The following is a 17502-nucleotide window of genomic DNA, read 5'->3' as shown; positions in this document are numbered from 1 at the left end:
TTTTATATAGAAAACACGGTCTTTTGGACCGTGTTTTTTTGTTTTGGGTAGATGGTATTGCGAATTAAGATTGTTGAATCACAATTAAAAAGATGGAATCGCAAAATAAAAACAGCCTTAAAACAAAATGGACTAAATGGATATAAAATTTACGAATTAATAAGGCATTCCTGTAAAAAATATAAAAAAAGTGGACTAAATTAAGATAATTTGAATGGAAATAATAAATAAAAGATAATCCAGAAGATATTATCTAAGGAACATATGTGAGCTTGTTCCACTTTTGTATTTATTATGGTTAAATAGAGATAGTTCATTAAAAGGGTGATTTGTATGAAAAAAGTAATTCCTTTGCTGATTCTTTTAGTAGCGTTAGGATATTCAATTTTTCAATTATATGAGAAAAAAGAAGAAGAGAAAAAAGTCAGTAATAATAATGATGCTTATATTGCTTCAATTCAAAAATTAGGTGTTCAAGTTGGACAGCAGGCACCCGATATACAATTGATGACTTTAGATGAAAAGAAGGTTAATTTGTCGTCATTCAAAGGTAAGAAAGTAATCTTAAACTTCTGGGCTACTTGGTGCCCTCCTTGTCAAGACGAGATACCAGCATTAGAGAAATTCCATCAAAAGCATAAGGATATTGAAATGATCGGTGTTGCGGATTATATTGGCGAGAAAAAGGATTTAAATTTTATCAGGAACTTTGTTAATAAAAATAGTATGAATTATCGAATTTTAATTGATGAAAACGGTGATAATTTTCGTAAATATGGTGTGATTTCAATACCAACTACATACTTTATTAATCCGAATGGGGAAGTAGTTTTTAAGCAAATTGGACCATTAACTGAAAAACAATTAAATGCATTTTTAAAATAAGAAAAAATTTACTAAAATGTAAGAAAACTCTTTTTTTTGGCAATACTAACATTAAAAGAAGAGGTGATTATTTTGAGAAAGAAAAGACATAAATCGTTTCAAGAATTAATTCTTGAAAATAAAAATTCTCTATTAAATGATGAAGAAGCTTTGAATAAAATATATGATCGACTAGAAGAACGTTTAGAAAGAAAAGCTAAAGCAGAGTAAATTAGTCATTTTGAAAATCGAATTTTGTTTATACAAGAGAAGGAATTATTTCCTTCTTTTTTTGTTATCAAAATTGGTCATTTTTTAATTTCCTTTTACATATTTACAGCAACAAAACTCATACTATCGCTAGGGGGCGATAAAATGGGAAATCCAAAAAAACATCCTAAAGATTTTGTACCAAATCATATCGGTACTCAAAACAAAGCAGCTGGTGGGAATAAGGGTAAACAAATGCAGTATAAAGATCCTACTGGAAAGCAACCTATTGTAGATAACGGGTAAAATCCAAAACACAAAAACAAATTTTAAATTGGAGTGATTTATGATGGAATATACAAATACACCAAAGCCAGATGATCGTAGTGATAATGCGAGAAAAATTCAAGATAATATAAACAATACGAAGGAAAATATGAAAGAAGCAGAGGCTTCAATGAAATTTGGAAATGAACAAGATCGTCAAAATGCATTAGCTAAAAATCAACGTCGCGAGGAATCTATCGCAGCATTAGAAAGTGAATTAAGAGACGAACAAGCATTTAATAATACAAATGACTGATTAAAAAATAAGCTAGGTATTTTGAGTATTTCTCATAAATACCTAGCTTTTCTTTATGCTCTTTTAACTACATTAAAATTAGCTTCAAGAAGCTCCCAATTTTGAATAAATGGTAATCCTAATTTCCAATACGATATCCCTCGTATATTTTCTTCTTTAATTAAGTTAAACTTGGCTTGAATTGATCTTGCATCTTCGAACCAAACTTCATGTTTTTGTCCATTTGATTCTGTATATCGGAAATGAGGTGCTTTCGCTTTGTTATCAAAAAGGATTTCGTTTGTCATTTGAATTGCTAAATTTGTAGCAGCTTCAGCACTTAATGCTTTAGCCATAGTACCTTGTTTAAATGGAACTTTCCAGTCAAATCCATATAAATTTTGACCCATGACAATTTTTGGTACAGGAATTACGGTTTTTGCATAGTTGATTACTTTACGAACTTGATCGATCGGTGATACGGCCATAGGAGGACCGCCTTGCCAGCCCCAATCATATGTCATGATTACTACAAAGTCCACAACTTTACCTATGTTAGCATAATCATGAGCTTCGTAAAATCTACCTTTTTGGTTTGAACTTGTTTTCGGGATTAAAGTAGCACTCAATATGAATCCTTGAGGCAGCCTTGATTTTACTTTATTTAAAAAATTAATATAGGCTACACGATCTTTCGCAGCAACGTCTTCAAAGTCTATATTTACTTCTCTAAATCCATATTTATTAGCAGTACTTATAATTGTATTGATCAGTTTATCTTGAACTGCTGGACTTTGTAATATATCGGTTGCTAGTGATGTAGAAAACTGTCCATTTTCAAGATTAGAGACAACCATCATATAAATACAACGATTATCTCTTGCGATTTGAGGAATGTTTCCAAGAGGTGGTTCAGTTAGTGTACCATCTCTTTTTGCATCAAAGCTAAAATGTGCTAAATAGGTTAAAAACTTACTTTCGGTTCGAGCCGCTTCTTCAAGTGCTGGTCTAATTGGGTTTGAAGTAGGTTGTAAATAGCCAATAGATTCGATATTGCGTTTTTTTCGTGGTGGAAGATGTAGCTTTTGGCCGACATGTAATGAAGCATACGGACTAATTCCACTTAAAGTTGCAATTTGACTTGATGTTACACCATAGGTTAAGGCTAAATCATATAAATTATCACCAGGTTGAACAAAATATTCATTTCCTGTAGTTGGTACAACAAGCGATTGACCTTTTATTATTTTATAAGGAGCTACAAGAGCATTTGAATTAATGAGTGCTTGGCGTTCAACTCCATAAAAATCTGCAATACTCATTACTGTTTCTCCACTTTTTACAACATGAATTTGCATCAAGTTTATCTCCTTCCATTAAACGTAGATATTCGTCTCTATTAAATATATGCCAAAGAGTTTGGATTAGAAGAGGTTAGGTGGAAAAGCAAATTGAAATTAATTTTGAACATAAAAAACCTAGCTAAAGCTAGGTTTTTAGGAGAAATACTTATTTTTTTGCTTCTTTATCGTTATTTGGATCAAGTGGGAATTGAATGATATTTGAGTTACTGCCTGAGACAGTAGGGAGTTTTCCATCCCATTTCTCTGCTTTTTTGTATTCAATTAATTCATTTGTTAGCGTTTGTTGGATGACTTGGTTCGCTTTTGCTTGACCTTGTGCTCGGATTAGTTGTGAATCAGCATCAGCCTTGGCTTCTACTTTTTTCTTTTCTGCTTCAATTTTAGCTGTTTCTAGTTCAATTTTTTTACGATCATTTTCTTGGGCAGCTTGAACACGTGCATCAATTGCATCCTGCGTTTTTACATCGGGTTTTGGCGTTCCTAGTGTTAGATTTTCAACAAAAAATCCAAGTACTTTTACATCGTCTTTATAAATTGTTTCAATGTCAGCTGAGGCATTACTTGATTTCTCACCGTATAATTGTAAAACTGTGTATTTTGATACTGCAATTCGAGCTGCATCTTGTAAACGTTTCTTTAAATATGTATCCTCAATTTCTTCGATAGATACAGGTCCAAACTCGTTAAACATTGATACTACTTTAGAAGGATCAATTTTATATGTATATGATAAATCCATTTCAATCCTTTTACCGTCTGAAGTAGCCAATGCAACATCTTTATATTCTACAGTACGAAGTCGGACAGGATATTCTGTTACTTTATCGAATAATCCAACAAAATTCCAACCTTGTGATAATGTATTTTTCTGTATTCCTCCATTTGGTGAATAGACAACTCCTACATAACCAGGTGTTATTTTTTCAATAAATAATGTTGGAATTGTTGCGATTAAGATAAGTGCAATACCGGCGATAATCCCTCCAATTAGTTTACGATTTAAAAACGAATTCTTTTTTTCATTTGGACGAATTTCCACTATTTTTGTCCTCCCTATCCTTTAAAATATTTTTTACTTTAGCTGATTTCTCACCAATTTTTTCAAATGTTGGAGAAAGAAGAAGCCATACTCCGAATAAAAAAAGAAGGATGATTAAGATTGAGCCCACTAGAACCTTCAAGAAGATCGACCTCCTAATTTCTAATGTTAGAAAATTATTAGATTATTCTAAGAAAATTATAACATTTAGGATAAGTTAAAAAATAGAACAATTATTATTTTTTAATGACTTAGTTTTTTCCTGAAAAAAGTGGACCTAAATTAGATTCAAATTGCTTGTTTAAGTCTTAGTGCAGACCTATACTAAGGATAGTTAGTAATGTATAAGAAGTGATAAAGGTGTGTGAAACGTTGTGGTATCAGAAAAATTAGTTGAAGTAAGATATGCAGAAACAGATGCAATGGGAGTTGTGTACCATGCAAATTATTTAGTGTGGTTTGAAATTGGACGTACTCAATTAATAAAAGATTTGGGTTTTAATTATGCAGAAATGGAATCACAAGGTGTCATTTCTCCAGTGATCGATTTGAACGTTTCATATAAGAAAAGTCTACGTTATGGACAGACAGCTAAAGTAAAAACAAAAATAAAAGCACTTACACCACTTAAAGTGAGCTATGAATATGAAATAATAAATGAAGAAGGCGATATTTGCTGTATAGGAAATTCAACACATGTCCTTGTTCATAAAGAAACATTTAGACCGATTAAATTTAAGAAAATGTTCCCTGACTGGTATGAAGCATATGAGAAGGCAATGGTGTAGGCTTAAGGGATAAAAGAAGCAAAATGATCATGATTAAAAAAGATTAGAGATTGAAGATCATTAATCTTCAATCTCTAATCTTTAGCTTATCATACTATTAAAATTTTACTTTTGGTTCTGTTTTGTCTTTAATTCTTTTTATATTTGGACGATGTTTATATACGACAAAGATTGTAAGTACGATCAAAATATAAGTAATTATGTACCCATTGTCTTTAATTAGTCCAGTGTATTCCATTATAAATGCTAAAATTGTACCTAAAAAAGCAGTTAACATTGACGAAAGTGAAACGTATTTTGTTGTTTTTAAACTAATTGCGAAGATAATAATTAAGCAGACAAAAAGTAGTGGCGATGCATATAATAAGATCCCTGCAGAGGTTGCAACCGCTTTACCACCTCTAAAACCGGCAAATATTGGATACATATGACCAATTACAGCAACTAGACCGATAATTAAAGGGTGAATACCATGATAATGGAATAATACAGGTAATGAAGCTGCTAGTGTTCCTTTTAAAATATCTCCAAGTGTTACAATAATACCTGCTTTTTTACCTAATGTACGGAATGTATTTGTGGCACCAAGATTTCCACTACCGTGTTGACGGATATCTACTCCGTAAAATATTTTTCCAACTACTAAACCGAACGGTACAGATCCGATTAAATAGGCTAGTACAATAATGACCAAACTCATTTTCTAGCTCCTTTTCAAACAATAATAAATTAGTGCAGTATCATATGATTTTATCACAATTTTAAGCGAATATATAGATAGTAGCTTTAGAATATTAATTCAAATGAGGAAACAAAGGACATTTTATTTTAGGTAAATGTTCTTATATCGATCAATTTTAATGGAAGGAAAAAAATATGAACCCGACAGTTTTAATCATTGAAGATGAAAAAAGATTAAGAGAAATCGTAAAAGAGTATTTTGAAAACGATCAATTTACAGTAATCGAAGCAGAAGATGGTGAACAAGGCATAAAGAAATTTAACGAAAATCAAGTAGATTTAATTATTCTAGATTTAATGCTACCAAAATTAGATGGATGGGAAGTTTGTAAGCTAATTAGAGAGCAATCAAGTATACCAATCATTATGACCACTGCTCGTTCAGAAGAAGAAGATCAATTACTTGGTTTTGATATAGGAACAGATGAATATGTGACAAAACCTTTCAGTCCTAAAATTCTAGTAGCAAAAGCAAAAAGTGTACTTAGAAGAACGGCTGATTTAAAAGAAGACGATAAAGAAACGAAAACGATTTGTGGAATTACAATCAATACATCTTCAAGGACAGCTTCAATTAATAATGAGTTATTACAACTTACGAATAAAGAGTTCGAATTATTATGTTATTTAATTGATAATAAAGGCATCGTATTAACTAGAGATCAATTATTAAATAATATTTGGGGCTTTGATTATTTTGGTGATGGAAGAACCGTTGATACACATATAAAAAAACTTAGACATAAATTGGGAGACAAAGCAAAGCATATAGCAACAGTTATTAGAGTAGGCTATAAATTTGAGGAGTAGAAAATGAAAAATAGTATAGTCCGTAAACTTTTTTTATCCATTACGTTATTACTAGTTATTTTTTTATTAATTGTATTTGTTAGTCAATCAATCTTTATGCAATCTTTTTATACGAATAAGAAAGTAAATATTGTAACTGAAGAACTAACACAATTTGCTAAAGGGTATAAAGCGGGGAAATTTAACAACAATCAGTTTCAACAAGAACTATCCAAACTATATTCCAAATACAATACAACTTTAGCAGTTTTAGATAAAAGAGGGGTACTAAAAGCTGAGAATAATTTTGATTTAACCGTTCTTACGAATGAAGGAAAAAGGGTATATGTACCTTTAAATAATCTATTATATTCGGATCAAATAGACAGTATTTTAGGACTTAATATTAAAGAAAATTCAAGGATTACAATCCGAGGTTATGTTCAAGATGATTATTTTATCCCACTCTATATAAAAACGAATATGGGTGTTTGGCAAGAGGAAAATCAACCGTCTAACACGGTTCAATTGTCAACGAATGATAGTCTTCAGGAAATGGTGAATATTGAAATTAAAGGGAAGGTTGTTAATTTACATTTACCAATTGCAAATCAATATACCTATTCAGCTCAAATGAACTCATTAATGGGTGCAATAACTGATTGGACAAAGAGTAATGAAGATTTTTCCAACTATACTGAGGAGGATTTTCCTTTAATTTATCGCTACTTAGACCGAGCAAATGGATTAGAAAATAAGGTTTTTATTTACCCAATTAATACTAGTAATGGTTCAAAAGAAGTTATTTTTGCTATTACATCACTACAACCAGTAAATGAAGCAATGTACGTTTTAAAAGATTTTTATATTTACGCTTTTATTATTGCCTTATTATTGATAGTGATCGTTTCTTTTTACTATTCGAAATTGATTACGAAGCCATTGTTGAAAATGAATTCTGTAACAGATCAATTAGCAAAGTTAAACTTTAATGAAAAAATTGATATTCAATCTGATGATGAAATTGGACAATTATCCAAATCAATTAATTCTTTATCCGAGAATTTAGCTAGTACAATTGAAAATTTACAGCAGGCAAATGTTAAATTAATGAAGGATATTGAAAAAGAAAAACAGTTAGAACAAATAAGAAAAGAGTTTATTAGTGGCGTATCCCATGAGCTGAAAACGCCACTGAGTATCGTGCAAAGTTATGCAGAAGGTTTAAAAGATGGATTAAATATTGAAAAAAATGGTTATTATGCAGATGTAATCCTTAAAGAAGTTGATCGGATGAACGGGTTAGTTGTCGATATGCTAGAACTTTCCAAACTTCAATCAGGTACATATACACTTAAAAGTGAACCTTTCTTAATTGTGGATTGCATAGAAAATGTGATTATTCGCATGTTTGAAAATAGTAATAATCATTGTCATTTCAATTTTAATCTAGATGAGGATACGCTCGTTATTGGTGAAAAAAGAAAAATAGAACAGGTAATCATTAATATCCTTTCAAATGCAATCCACTATGGTAACCCAGGTAGTGTCATAAAAATGAATTTATTTGATGAAGAGGATTATGTAAATATCTCTATTTTTAATGAAGGTAATCCAATCCCTGCTGATAAAATTGATAAAATTTGGGATCGCTTCTATCGAATTGATGAATCTAGAAATAGACAAAATGGTGGAACAGGTTTAGGTTTAGCAATCGTAAAAACAATCCTTGATTTACATCATTCATCTATAAAAGTTCATAATAAGGAAGATGGAGTTGAATTTATTTTTAATTTAAAAAAATATTTAAATTAAATCAAAAAGTTCACAGCAAATACACATGAGTGGGTTAAATTAATATCAATCAAAGATACCTACATATTGGAGGAATGAATTATGGGATATTATGATGAAACAGATTTATATGATGAAAATAATCATAAAAGACAAAAGAGAAGTAGACGTGGAGGATATCCACTTGTTACAGGCTTTATTGGAGCTATAATTGGGGCTGTAACGATCTCAATCGTATCCCCAGATATTTTTAACTTAACAAATAAACCTGCAAACTTATCAAATAATGATACGAATACTGTACCAACACAAGTTATTAATGTATCACGTGAAGATTTAACAACTACGATCCAAAATGCTCGCAAATTTGTAGTAGGAGTTAATAATTATCAATCATCAAATCCATTTTCAATGGAAACTGAAGAAGCTGGATCTGGTTCAGGTGTCGTTTATAAAAAAGTAGGAAATAAAGCTTTAGTAGCGACAAATAACCACGTTGTTGCTGGTGCAAAACAATTAAAAGTCAAAATGGCAGATGGTCAATTAATTGATGCTAAACTTGTTGGAACAGATGAATTATTAGATTTAGCTGTAGTAGCAATTGATGCAAAATATGTTACGAATATCGCTAAATTAGGTGATTCAGAAAAAATAAATGTAGGTGAAACTGCTATTGCAATTGGAAATCCACTTGGATTTTTAGAAAGCACTGTAACACAAGGAATTGTAAGTAGTAAAGCTCGTGAAATACCACAAGATATCGATGGAGATGGAGTTGCAGATTACCAAACTCAAGTAATACAAACAGATGCAGCGATTAATCCTGGTAATAGTGGTGGTGCTTTAATCAATGCAAAAGGTGAAGTAATCGGGATTAATTCAAGTAAAATTGCCGAACAAGCTGTTGAAGGTATTGGATTTGCAATTCCAATGAATATTGCAAAACCAGCTTTAGACCAAATCGAAAAATTTGGTGAAGTGACTCGACCTGTAATGGGTGTAGGCTTAAAATCACTTGATGAAATACCACAATTTAATATTGAAGAAACATTAAAATTACCTGGTTCAGTAACTAAAGGTGCAGTTGTTACACATGTTGATCCAAACACTCCTGCTGCGAAAGTTGGAATGAAACAATTAGATGTTATCGTTGCACTTGATGACAAACCAGTAAGTGACGTAATTTCTGTCAGAGAATACCTATATTCACACAAAAAAGTTGGTGATAAATTAAAGATTACTTATTACCGTGATGGAAAGTTAACTAATTCAACTTTAACATTAGCTTCTAGTCAATGATTGACAGGCAATTGACTTAGGAAATATGATAAAAGAATAAAAAATAAGCGAAAAGTTAATCTTTTCGCTTATTTATGCAAACAGAAAGGGTGATTAGCAAATGAGTAAATACCCATCAAGAGAAGAAATTGGCAAGATTTTAAAATCAAGTAAAGTAATTGCAGTTGTTGGATTATCAGGGGACCCGTCTAAAACATCTTATATGGTAAGTAAGGCAATGCAAGATGCTGGATATAAAATTATTCCAGTAAACCCAACAGTTGATACTGTATTGGGAGAAAAAGCAGTAGCGAGTTTAACAGAAATAAATGAAAAAATTGATATTGTAAATGTATTTAGAAGACCTGAACACCTATTACCTGTAGCAGAAGAGTTTCTAAAAATTGATTGCGATGTTTTCTTTGCACAGCTTGGCATCGAAAACGAAGAAGCATATCAATTGTTAAAGGAAAATGGTAAAACGGTCATTATGGATCGTTGTATTAAAGTTGAGCATGCAATGACAAGATAGGCCGTTAAAAAAGCTCACTGTTTCACTTCAGACGCTCGTTTTCTTTGTTGCTTAACCTAGGCTGGGATGCTCATCACCGCTAAAGGTAATTTGTTTTAAAACTTCCCTTCGTGCTTTGAAAGTCAAGCGCTTTCAATCAGTCTGTAAATTAAATTTTTAAATTTGTTTTAAAATCTGGCTCACTGTTAATCAGTGAGTTTTTTTAACGGAAGATCGAGAATAGAGTTAGCGAGTAATTTTACATATGTATCAATTTAGAAAAGCAATTAAAATGCATTTTGCACGATCTGTAAAAATTGAATTTTGTAAGTTAATTTATCAAATTACAACATTAAACCTGCATTTTCTTGATTCTAAATTCCAGCTTTTTATGAACTTGTCCGATTTTTTTTTTCATGTTCGACTTGTAAGTTAGGAAAAAAACCATTAACATGAACGATTAGAAGAAACATTTTATTTCTTATATGATATAATGGAACAGATGTTCTTATGAGAGTGTTTAGTTAGAAAGGAGAAATGGTGTTGGCTAAGAATGAAACAACATATAACGAAGATGCGATACAGGTACTAGAAGGTTTAGAAGCTGTACGTAAACGACCTGGAATGTATATTGGCAGCACAGATAGTAGAGGTCTGCACCATTTAGTTTATGAAATCGTAGATAACTCTGTGGATGAAGCATTAGCTGGTCACGGGACTCAAATAGATGTGGTTATTCATAAAGATAATAGCTTAAGCGTAAAAGACCATGGTCGTGGGATGCCTACTGGAATGCACAAAATGGGAAAACCAACTCCAGAAATTATTTTAACTGTATTACACGCAGGTGGTAAATTTGGACAGGGCGGCTACAAAACAAGTGGTGGTCTACATGGTGTTGGTGCATCAGTAGTTAATGCTTTATCAGAATGGTTAACAGTAGAAATTCACCGTGAAGGAACAATTTACAAGCAACGTTTTGAAGATGGAGGTAAAGCAGTAACTTCATTAGAAATCGTTGGTAAGACAAGACGAACTGGTACGACGATCCATTTTAAACCAGATCCAACCATTTTTAGCACGACAAATTTCAACTTTGATACTTTATGTGAAAGACTTAGAGAGTCAGCATTTTTATTAAAAGGTTTAAAAATTACAATTAAAGATGAACGGCATGATGCGTTTGAAGAGTTTTATTATGAAAACGGTATCGAAGCATTTGTATCGTATTTAAACGAAGAAAAAGAAGCATTACATCCTGTAGTATTCTTTGATGGATTACAAAATAAAATTGAAGTTGAATTTTCATTCCAATTTAATGATGGCTATTCGGAAACGATGCTTTCTTTCGTAAATAATGTTCGTACAAAAGATGGTGGTACACACGAAGTTGGTGCAAAAACCGCTTTAACAAGAGCATTTAATGAATATGCAAGAAAAGTAAGTCTCTTAAAAGAAAAAGATAAAAATCTAGATGGAGCGGATATTCGTGAGGGATTAGCTGCAATTGTATCTGTACGAATTCCTGAAGAGCTGCTTCAATTTGAAGGACAAACAAAAGGGAAATTAGGTACTAGTGAAGCAAGATCAGCTGTTGACTCAGTTGTTTCAGATCAATTAGCTTATTTCCTGGAAGAGAATCCAGACATTGCAACTTCATTAGTTAAGAAATCAATAAAAGCTTTTCAAGCTAGAGAAGCTGCAAGAAAAGCACGTGAGGAAGCAAGAAGTGGTAAAAAGAGAAAACGATCAGAAACTTCATTAAGCGGTAAGCTCACACCTGCACAGTCACGTAACCCCCAGAAAAATGAATTATACCTAGTTGAGGGTGATTCAGCTGGTGGAAGTGCGAAACAAGGTCGTGATCGACGTTTCCAAGCAATCTTACCTTTACGTGGTAAGGTTATCAATACTGAAAAGGCAAAACTTGCTGACATAATGAAAAATGAAGAGATTAATACGATAATTCATGCGATTGGTGCAGGGGTCGGTAGTGATTTTGATCTTGAAGATGTTAACTATGACAAAATCGTTATTATGACCGATGCTGATACAGATGGAGCGCATATTCAAGTACTTTTATTAACATTCTTTTACCGTTATATGAAACCATTAGTAGAGGCTGGTAAAGTTTATATTGCCCTACCTCCGTTATTCAAAGTGAGTAAAGGTTCTGGAAAAAAAGAAGTAATCGAATACGCATGGTCAGAAGTAGACTTACAAGATGCAATCAAAAAAGTCGGTAAAGGGTATATGATTCAGCGTTATAAAGGACTTGGTGAGATGAATGCTGACCAACTTTGGGAAACAACCATGGATCCAGAAACTAGAACGCTTATTCGTGTAAAAATTGATGACTCTGCAAGAGCGGATCGTCGTGTAACTACTTTAATGGGTGATAAAGTTGAACCTAGACGAAAGTGGATTGAATCAAATGTAGTATTTGATTTAGATGAAGAGGATAAAATTTTAAACAATGAGCAAGTTGAAGTAGAATCAGAAGGGAGCGATGTCTGATGCAATCATCGGAAAAATTATATAATATCCCTTTAGAAGACATAATAGGTGACCGCTTTGGTCGATATAGTAAATATATTATTCAAGAACGAGCATTACCTGATGCTCGTGACGGGTTAAAGCCAGTTCAACGCCGTATTTTGTATTCAATGCACGTTGAAGGAAACACGCAAGAAAAGCCTTACCGTAAATCTGCAAAAACAGTCGGAAATGTAATTGGTAATTACCATCCTCATGGTGATACTTCTGTTTATGATGCGATGGTACGACTAAGTCAAGATTGGAAATTAAGAAATGTATTAATTCAGATGCATGGAAATAACGGTAGTATTGATGGAGACCCTCCAGCGGCTATGCGTTATACGGAAGCTAGATTATCAGCAATAGCAAGTGAACTATTGAGAGATATTGATAAAGAAACAGTAGATTTTGTGCCGAACTTTGACGATACGAGTATGGAGCCAGTTGTTCTACCATCAATGTTCCCAAATTTATTAGTTAACGGTAGTACAGGAATCTCTGCTGGATATGCAACTGAAATACCTTCGCACCACCTTGGAGAAGTAATCGATGCGACGATTATGCGCATTGAAAATAAAAACTGTACAGTAGATGAATTAATGACCGTAATCCATGGTCCCGATTTTGCTACTGGAGGGATCATTCAAGGTGTAGATGGCATTAAGAAAGCTTATGAAACAGGTAAAGGAAAAATCATTATTCGAAGCCGTGTCCATACCGAGGATTTACGTGGTGGAAAACAGGCATTAATCATTACAGAAATTCCTTCAGAAGTGAATAAAGCGAATTTAGTAAAGAAAATGGACGAGGTTCGTCTTGATCGAAAAGTTGATGGAATTACGGAAGTACGTGATGAAACAGATCGTACAGGACTACGAATTGTCATTGAACTGAAAAAAGATGCAAATAACGAAGCAATTTTAAATTATTTATATAAAAATACTGAGCTTCAAATACCGTATAACTTCAATATGGTTGCGATTTATAATCGTACACCAAAACAGATGTCATTACCGGCAATTCTAGATGCTTATATTGAACATCAAAAAGAAGTCATTACAAATCGTTCAAATTTTGATTTAAGAAAAGCAAAAGCTCGCCAACATGTTGTAGAAGGTTTAATGAAGGCCTTATCGATTTTAGATGAAGTGATTACAACAATCCGTTCTGCAAATGATAAACGCGATGCAAAAGATAAGTTAATCGCTCAATTTGAGTTTACTGAACAACAAGCTGAAGCGATTGTTATGTTACAGTTATATCGTTTAACAAATACTGATATTACTGCTTTACAAGAAGAAGCAGATGAATTAGATAAAAAGATCAAACAGCTTGAAGCAATTTTAAACAGTGAAGCAAAATTATTGTCAGTTATCAAAACAGACTTAAAGAAAATTAAGTTAAAATATGCAGACGACAGACGTTCAACAATTCAAGAAGAGATCGAAGAAATTAAAATTTCTAGGGAAGATATAATCGCTCAAGAAGATGTCATAGTCACCGTTACAAGTGAAGGATACGTTAAACGAACAAGTCCAAGATCTTATTCAGCTTCGAATGGTAAAGATTACGGTATGAAAGAAGGCGACCGTTTAATTTATCAAATTGAAAGTACAACGACAGATACACTACTATTATTTACGTCAAAAGGTAACTATTTATATTTACCAATACATGAAATGCAGGATATTAGATGGAAAGATATGGGGCAACATGTTGCTAATATTATTCCTATTGAACGAGATGAAGCAATTCTTTCTGCTACGGTCGTAAATAATTTTGAAGAAAATAAAGATTACATTTTATTTGTCACTAAAAATGGTGTTGTAAAACGTACAAGTATACAACAATTAAAAGTACAACGATATTCTAAACCACTTGTCGGTATGTCAATTAAGTCTGATGATTCCTTAATTTTTGCTGGTGTCACTTCAGAAACTGATCAAGTGTTATTGGCTACAAGTTCAGGATACACATTGTTATTTAATGTTGATGAGATTAGTATTCAAGGCTTAAGAGCTGGTGGGGTTAAAGGAATTAACTTAAAGGATCATGATTTTGTTGTTTCTGCAGACACAATTAGTAATGAAGTGAAAGAAATATTCTGTGCAACACATCGAGGGGCAATTAAAAAAATGAAACTCGATACGATCCCTCAAAGTTCTAGAGGTACACGAGGTGTTAAAGTAATACGAGATTTAAAAAATAATCCTCATTTGTTAATTGGGGTATACGCAATAAATGAAAATGATATGTTTGCTTTATTAAGTAAATCTGGCCAATTTGAGACGGTTGACCCAACTGATTTAAGAAATAGTGATCAATTTAGTAATGGATCATTTGTTATGGATACAGATGATTCTGGTGAAATAAAGACGATCATTCGATATAAAAAAGAAGAAAATAGTTAAATTAGGCCTATTCCAAGCTTTTTGGAATAGGTTTTTTTGTCGAATTTGTCGGGAAATGTAAAATGATACTAGGAAAATATATTTTTAAGATTAACCTAGTAAACTATATTAAAATCCTTTAATTTTATATTTTGAAATAAGGAAAATTGGTTATTAATGGGAATAATTACCTAAAATAACAACGAATCGACATAATTGTCGAAATATTTTGAATCGAAAGAACTTGTCTAACGAAAAAATATAGCTTACTATTTTCTTAAGAATTTTAAATTTTCAAAAAATAGGTTTTTAAGGGGGCGTACATATGGTTTTTAAGAAGGGATTTGCAATTTTAGCATCAGTATCATTAACTGCGGGTATTTTAGCAGGCTGTGGTAGTAATAGTTCAAAGGATGGGAACCAGGTCATTAAAATTGCGACAAATACACCATTATCTGGTAATAATGCAATTTTAGGTGATTCCATTAAACTTGGAGCTCAGCTTGCTTTAGAGGATCAAAAAGCAGCTTTCAAAAAATTAGGCTTTGATTTAAAGCTTGTACCTTATGATGACCAAGGGGATCCAAAAAAAGGTGTAGCAAATGCTGAGCAGTTAGCTGCAGACAATAAAATCCTTGGTGTTGTAGGACACTTAAACTCTGGTGTAGCAATTCCTTCTTCTGTAAAGTATGAGAAAGACCATATTGTAATGGTATCTCCTTCAAATACTGCAAATGAAGTAACTGATCGTGGATTAGGAGTCGTTAACCGAATTTGTGCTCGTGATGACTTCCAAGGTCCTGCAGGTGCAAATTTCGCTGTTAATACTTTAAAAGCAAAAAATATTTTTATCATTCAAGATAAAACACCTTACGGAACTGGTTTAGCTAATGAATTCAAAGCTGCTGCTGAGAAATTAGGCGCTAAAATTTTAGGTGAAGAAGGGATCTCAATCGGAGATAAAGACTTTAACGGAGTACTAAACAACGCAATTGCGAAAAAGCCTGATTTAGTATTCTTCGGTGGACTTTATGCTGAAGGTGGAATTTTATTAAAACAAGCTCGTGAAAAAGGATTAAACATCCCATTCATGGGTGGAGATGGAATGGACTCTTCAGGTTTAGTTGATATTGCTGGAGATGCTGTTAAAAACTTCTACTATACTTCAGTAGCTGGTGATACGTTAAAAACTGATAAAGGTAAAGCTTTTGCTGACGCGTATAAAGCTAAATTTAATAAAAACATTGAATCGTTCTCATCTTACGGTTATGATTCTGCTGGCGTTTTATTAGAAGGATTAAAAAATGCGATCAACGATAATAAAGGAAAAACGCCAACACGTGAACAAGTTGAAAAAGCAGTACGTGCAATTCAAGATTATGATGGTGTAGTAACGAAGGTGGGCTTCGACGATAAAGGGGACAACAAATACGCGAAAGTATTTATTTATACGTTTAAAGAAGCTAAATACCCTGGTACTCAAGAAGGCGAAGTTACTAAACCATAATTAGAAACAAACTCTACCAGTCTTAAAGAAAAGAGTATCCTGTAAAATGTGATACTCTTTTTCTCTCAATAAGATGAAAAAATTGTAAAATTTTGGAAGTTAATAGTAAATATACTACATTATTTATAGGAGGTCTTATACATGAATGAAGTAATTCAAACACTACCTCAAGTTCTAATAGACGGTCTTGTTTTAGGAGCAGTATATGCAATTGTAGCACTCGGTTACACGATGGTTTATGGGATATTGGAACTAATCAATTTTGCACATGGAGAAATATTTATGGTAGGTGCGTTTATTGGTACTGCTGTATTAATTACATTTACTGGTTTAGGTTTATTAAGTAGTTTACCTGCAATTATCGTGTTAGCAATTGTTTTAATAGTAGCTTCATTAGCAACTGGTTTCCTAGGAATGGGGATTGAAAGAGTTGCGTATCGTCCATTGCGAAAAGCACCAAAGTTAATTACATTAATTACAGCAATCGGTATTTCATTTTTACTACAAGATATTGTACGTTTTATTGCTGAATTAAAAGAAGGAAATTACATTATTACTGGCCCATCACTATTTTCTGGACAACACCAAATTAAAACTAGCTCAATTCTTTCTTCATTTGGAAATGCACAAATTAAATCAGCATCAATCATTATTTTAGTCGTTGCAGTTGTAATGATGATTTCATTAGATTACTTCATCAATAAAACAAAATGGGGTACAGCAATGCGTGCAGTTGCACAGGATCGTGAAACTGCATCATTAATGTCAGTAAACGTTAACAAAGTCATCTCTTTAACATTCTTTTTAGGTTCTGGATTAGGTGGTGCAACTGGCGTATTATTTGCATTACAGTACAGCACAATTGACCCATATATCGGTTTTATTTTAGGCCTAAAAGCATTTACAGCTGCAGTATTAGGTGGAATCGGAAATATTCGTGGTGCAATGTTTGGCGGTTTATTGATCGGTGTCATCGAAGTGTTTGCAGCAACAAATTTATCAACTTTAACACATGGTATTTTCCCATCAGAATATAAAGATGTTGTTGCATTTGGAATTTTAATTCTAGTTCTAATATTCAAGCCAGAAGGTTTATTAGGTAAACCTGTAGCTGAGAAAGTGTAGGT

17 protein-coding genes are annotated in these 17502 nt (G+C 32.6%); 13 read left to right on the top strand and 4 right to left on the bottom strand.

Annotation, left to right across the window (positions count from 1 at the left end):
- The first annotated feature begins 333 nt into the window (after positions 1-333).
- The 4 genes from MY490_RS13015 (at position 334) to tlp (ending at position 1657) form a co-directional block, all read left to right on the top strand.
- Complete coding sequence (locus tag MY490_RS13015; protein WP_248266107.1) at positions 334-885, top strand: TlpA family protein disulfide reductase; 552 nt, start codon at positions 334-336, stop codon at positions 883-885.
- A gap of 72 nt (positions 886-957) precedes the next feature.
- On the top strand, positions 958-1095 hold the full coding sequence (locus MY490_RS13010) for an FbpB family small basic protein (RefSeq protein ID WP_082459651.1): 138 nt from the start codon (positions 958-960) through the stop codon (positions 1093-1095).
- A 144-nt stretch (positions 1096-1239) separates the two neighbouring features.
- Entirely contained in the window at positions 1240-1380 is a 141-nt protein-coding gene (locus MY490_RS13005; protein ID WP_056476763.1) for an acid-soluble spore protein N, read from the top strand.
- Between the two features lie 43 nt (positions 1381-1423).
- Positions 1424-1657 (top strand): small acid-soluble spore protein Tlp, encoded by a 234-nt coding sequence (gene tlp, locus MY490_RS13000; RefSeq protein ID WP_248266106.1) that lies wholly within the window; start codon positions 1424-1426, stop codon positions 1655-1657.
- A 53-nt stretch (positions 1658-1710) separates the two neighbouring features.
- On the opposite strand, the gene MY490_RS12995 is transcribed toward tlp, so the two are convergent.
- From MY490_RS12995 to MY490_RS12985, 3 genes are all read right to left on the bottom strand, one after another.
- Complete coding sequence (locus tag MY490_RS12995; protein WP_248266105.1) at positions 1711-2997, bottom strand: glycosyl hydrolase family 18 protein; 1287 nt, start codon at positions 2995-2997, stop codon at positions 1711-1713.
- Between the two features lie 148 nt (positions 2998-3145).
- Complete coding sequence (locus MY490_RS12990; RefSeq protein ID WP_248269373.1) at positions 3146-4033, bottom strand: prohibitin family protein; 888 nt, start codon at positions 4031-4033, stop codon at positions 3146-3148.
- Positions 4020-4181 (bottom strand): hypothetical protein, encoded by a 162-nt coding sequence (locus tag MY490_RS12985; RefSeq protein ID WP_248266104.1) that lies wholly within the window; start codon positions 4179-4181, stop codon positions 4020-4022. Before MY490_RS12985 ends, MY490_RS12990 begins: the two co-directional genes overlap by 14 nt.
- Positions 4182-4461: 280 nt before the next feature.
- Between MY490_RS12985 and MY490_RS12980 the strand changes: the two genes are divergently transcribed.
- The gene (locus tag MY490_RS12980) at positions 4462-4827 is read left to right on the top strand and encodes an acyl-CoA thioesterase (protein ID WP_248269372.1); all 366 of its coding nucleotides are present in this window, start codon (positions 4462-4464) and stop codon (positions 4825-4827) included.
- A gap of 97 nt (positions 4828-4924) precedes the next feature.
- Here MY490_RS12980 and plsY read toward each other — a convergent pair whose 3' ends face one another.
- Positions 4925-5527 carry a glycerol-3-phosphate 1-O-acyltransferase PlsY gene (gene plsY / locus MY490_RS12975; RefSeq protein WP_069032376.1) on the bottom strand — a complete coding sequence of 201 codons (603 nt, stop codon included), beginning with the start codon at positions 5525-5527 and terminating at the stop codon, positions 4925-4927.
- A gap of 176 nt (positions 5528-5703) precedes the next feature.
- On the opposite strand from plsY, the gene MY490_RS12970 reads away from it, so the two are divergent.
- The 8 genes from MY490_RS12970 (at position 5704) to MY490_RS12935 (ending at position 17500) form a co-directional block, all read left to right on the top strand.
- Positions 5704-6378: a response regulator transcription factor gene (locus MY490_RS12970; RefSeq protein ID WP_248266103.1), complete on the top strand. Its 675-nt coding sequence runs from the start codon at positions 5704-5706 to the stop codon at positions 6376-6378.
- A gap of 3 nt (positions 6379-6381) precedes the next feature.
- Positions 6382-8172, top strand: coding sequence for a sensor histidine kinase (locus MY490_RS12965; protein ID WP_248266102.1), 1791 nt, complete (start codon positions 6382-6384; stop codon positions 8170-8172).
- An 81-nt stretch (positions 8173-8253) separates the two neighbouring features.
- A complete protein-coding gene (locus tag MY490_RS12960; protein WP_248266101.1) occupies positions 8254-9450 on the top strand; it encodes a S1C family serine protease in 1197 nt (398 codons plus the stop codon).
- Between the two features lie 100 nt (positions 9451-9550).
- Positions 9551-9961 carry a CoA-binding protein gene (locus MY490_RS12955; protein ID WP_248266100.1) on the top strand — a complete coding sequence of 137 codons (411 nt, stop codon included), beginning with the start codon at positions 9551-9553 and terminating at the stop codon, positions 9959-9961.
- 522 nt (positions 9962-10483) lie between these two features.
- Positions 10484-12457 (top strand): DNA topoisomerase IV subunit B, encoded by a 1974-nt coding sequence (parE, locus tag MY490_RS12950; RefSeq protein WP_248266099.1) that lies wholly within the window; start codon positions 10484-10486, stop codon positions 12455-12457.
- Positions 12457-14889: a DNA topoisomerase IV subunit A gene (gene parC / locus MY490_RS12945; protein WP_248266098.1), complete on the top strand. Its 2433-nt coding sequence runs from the start codon at positions 12457-12459 to the stop codon at positions 14887-14889. Before parE ends, parC begins: the two co-directional genes overlap by 1 nt.
- 304 nt (positions 14890-15193) lie before the next feature.
- A complete protein-coding gene (locus MY490_RS12940; RefSeq protein WP_248266097.1) occupies positions 15194-16375 on the top strand; it encodes a branched-chain amino acid ABC transporter substrate-binding protein in 1182 nt (393 codons plus the stop codon).
- Positions 16376-16516: 141 nt separating this feature from the next.
- Entirely contained in the window at positions 16517-17500 is a 984-nt protein-coding gene (locus MY490_RS12935; RefSeq protein ID WP_248266096.1) for a branched-chain amino acid ABC transporter permease, read from the top strand.
- The last annotated feature ends 2 nt before the right edge of the window (positions 17501-17502 follow it).

Origin of the sequence: Gottfriedia acidiceleris (assembly GCF_023115465.1) — a bacterium.
Classification (GTDB): Bacteria; Bacillota; Bacilli; order Bacillales; family Bacillaceae_G; genus Gottfriedia; species Gottfriedia acidiceleris_B.
The sequence above is the reverse complement of the archived record's forward strand: the minus strand, read 5'-3'. Positions and strand labels throughout refer to the sequence as shown.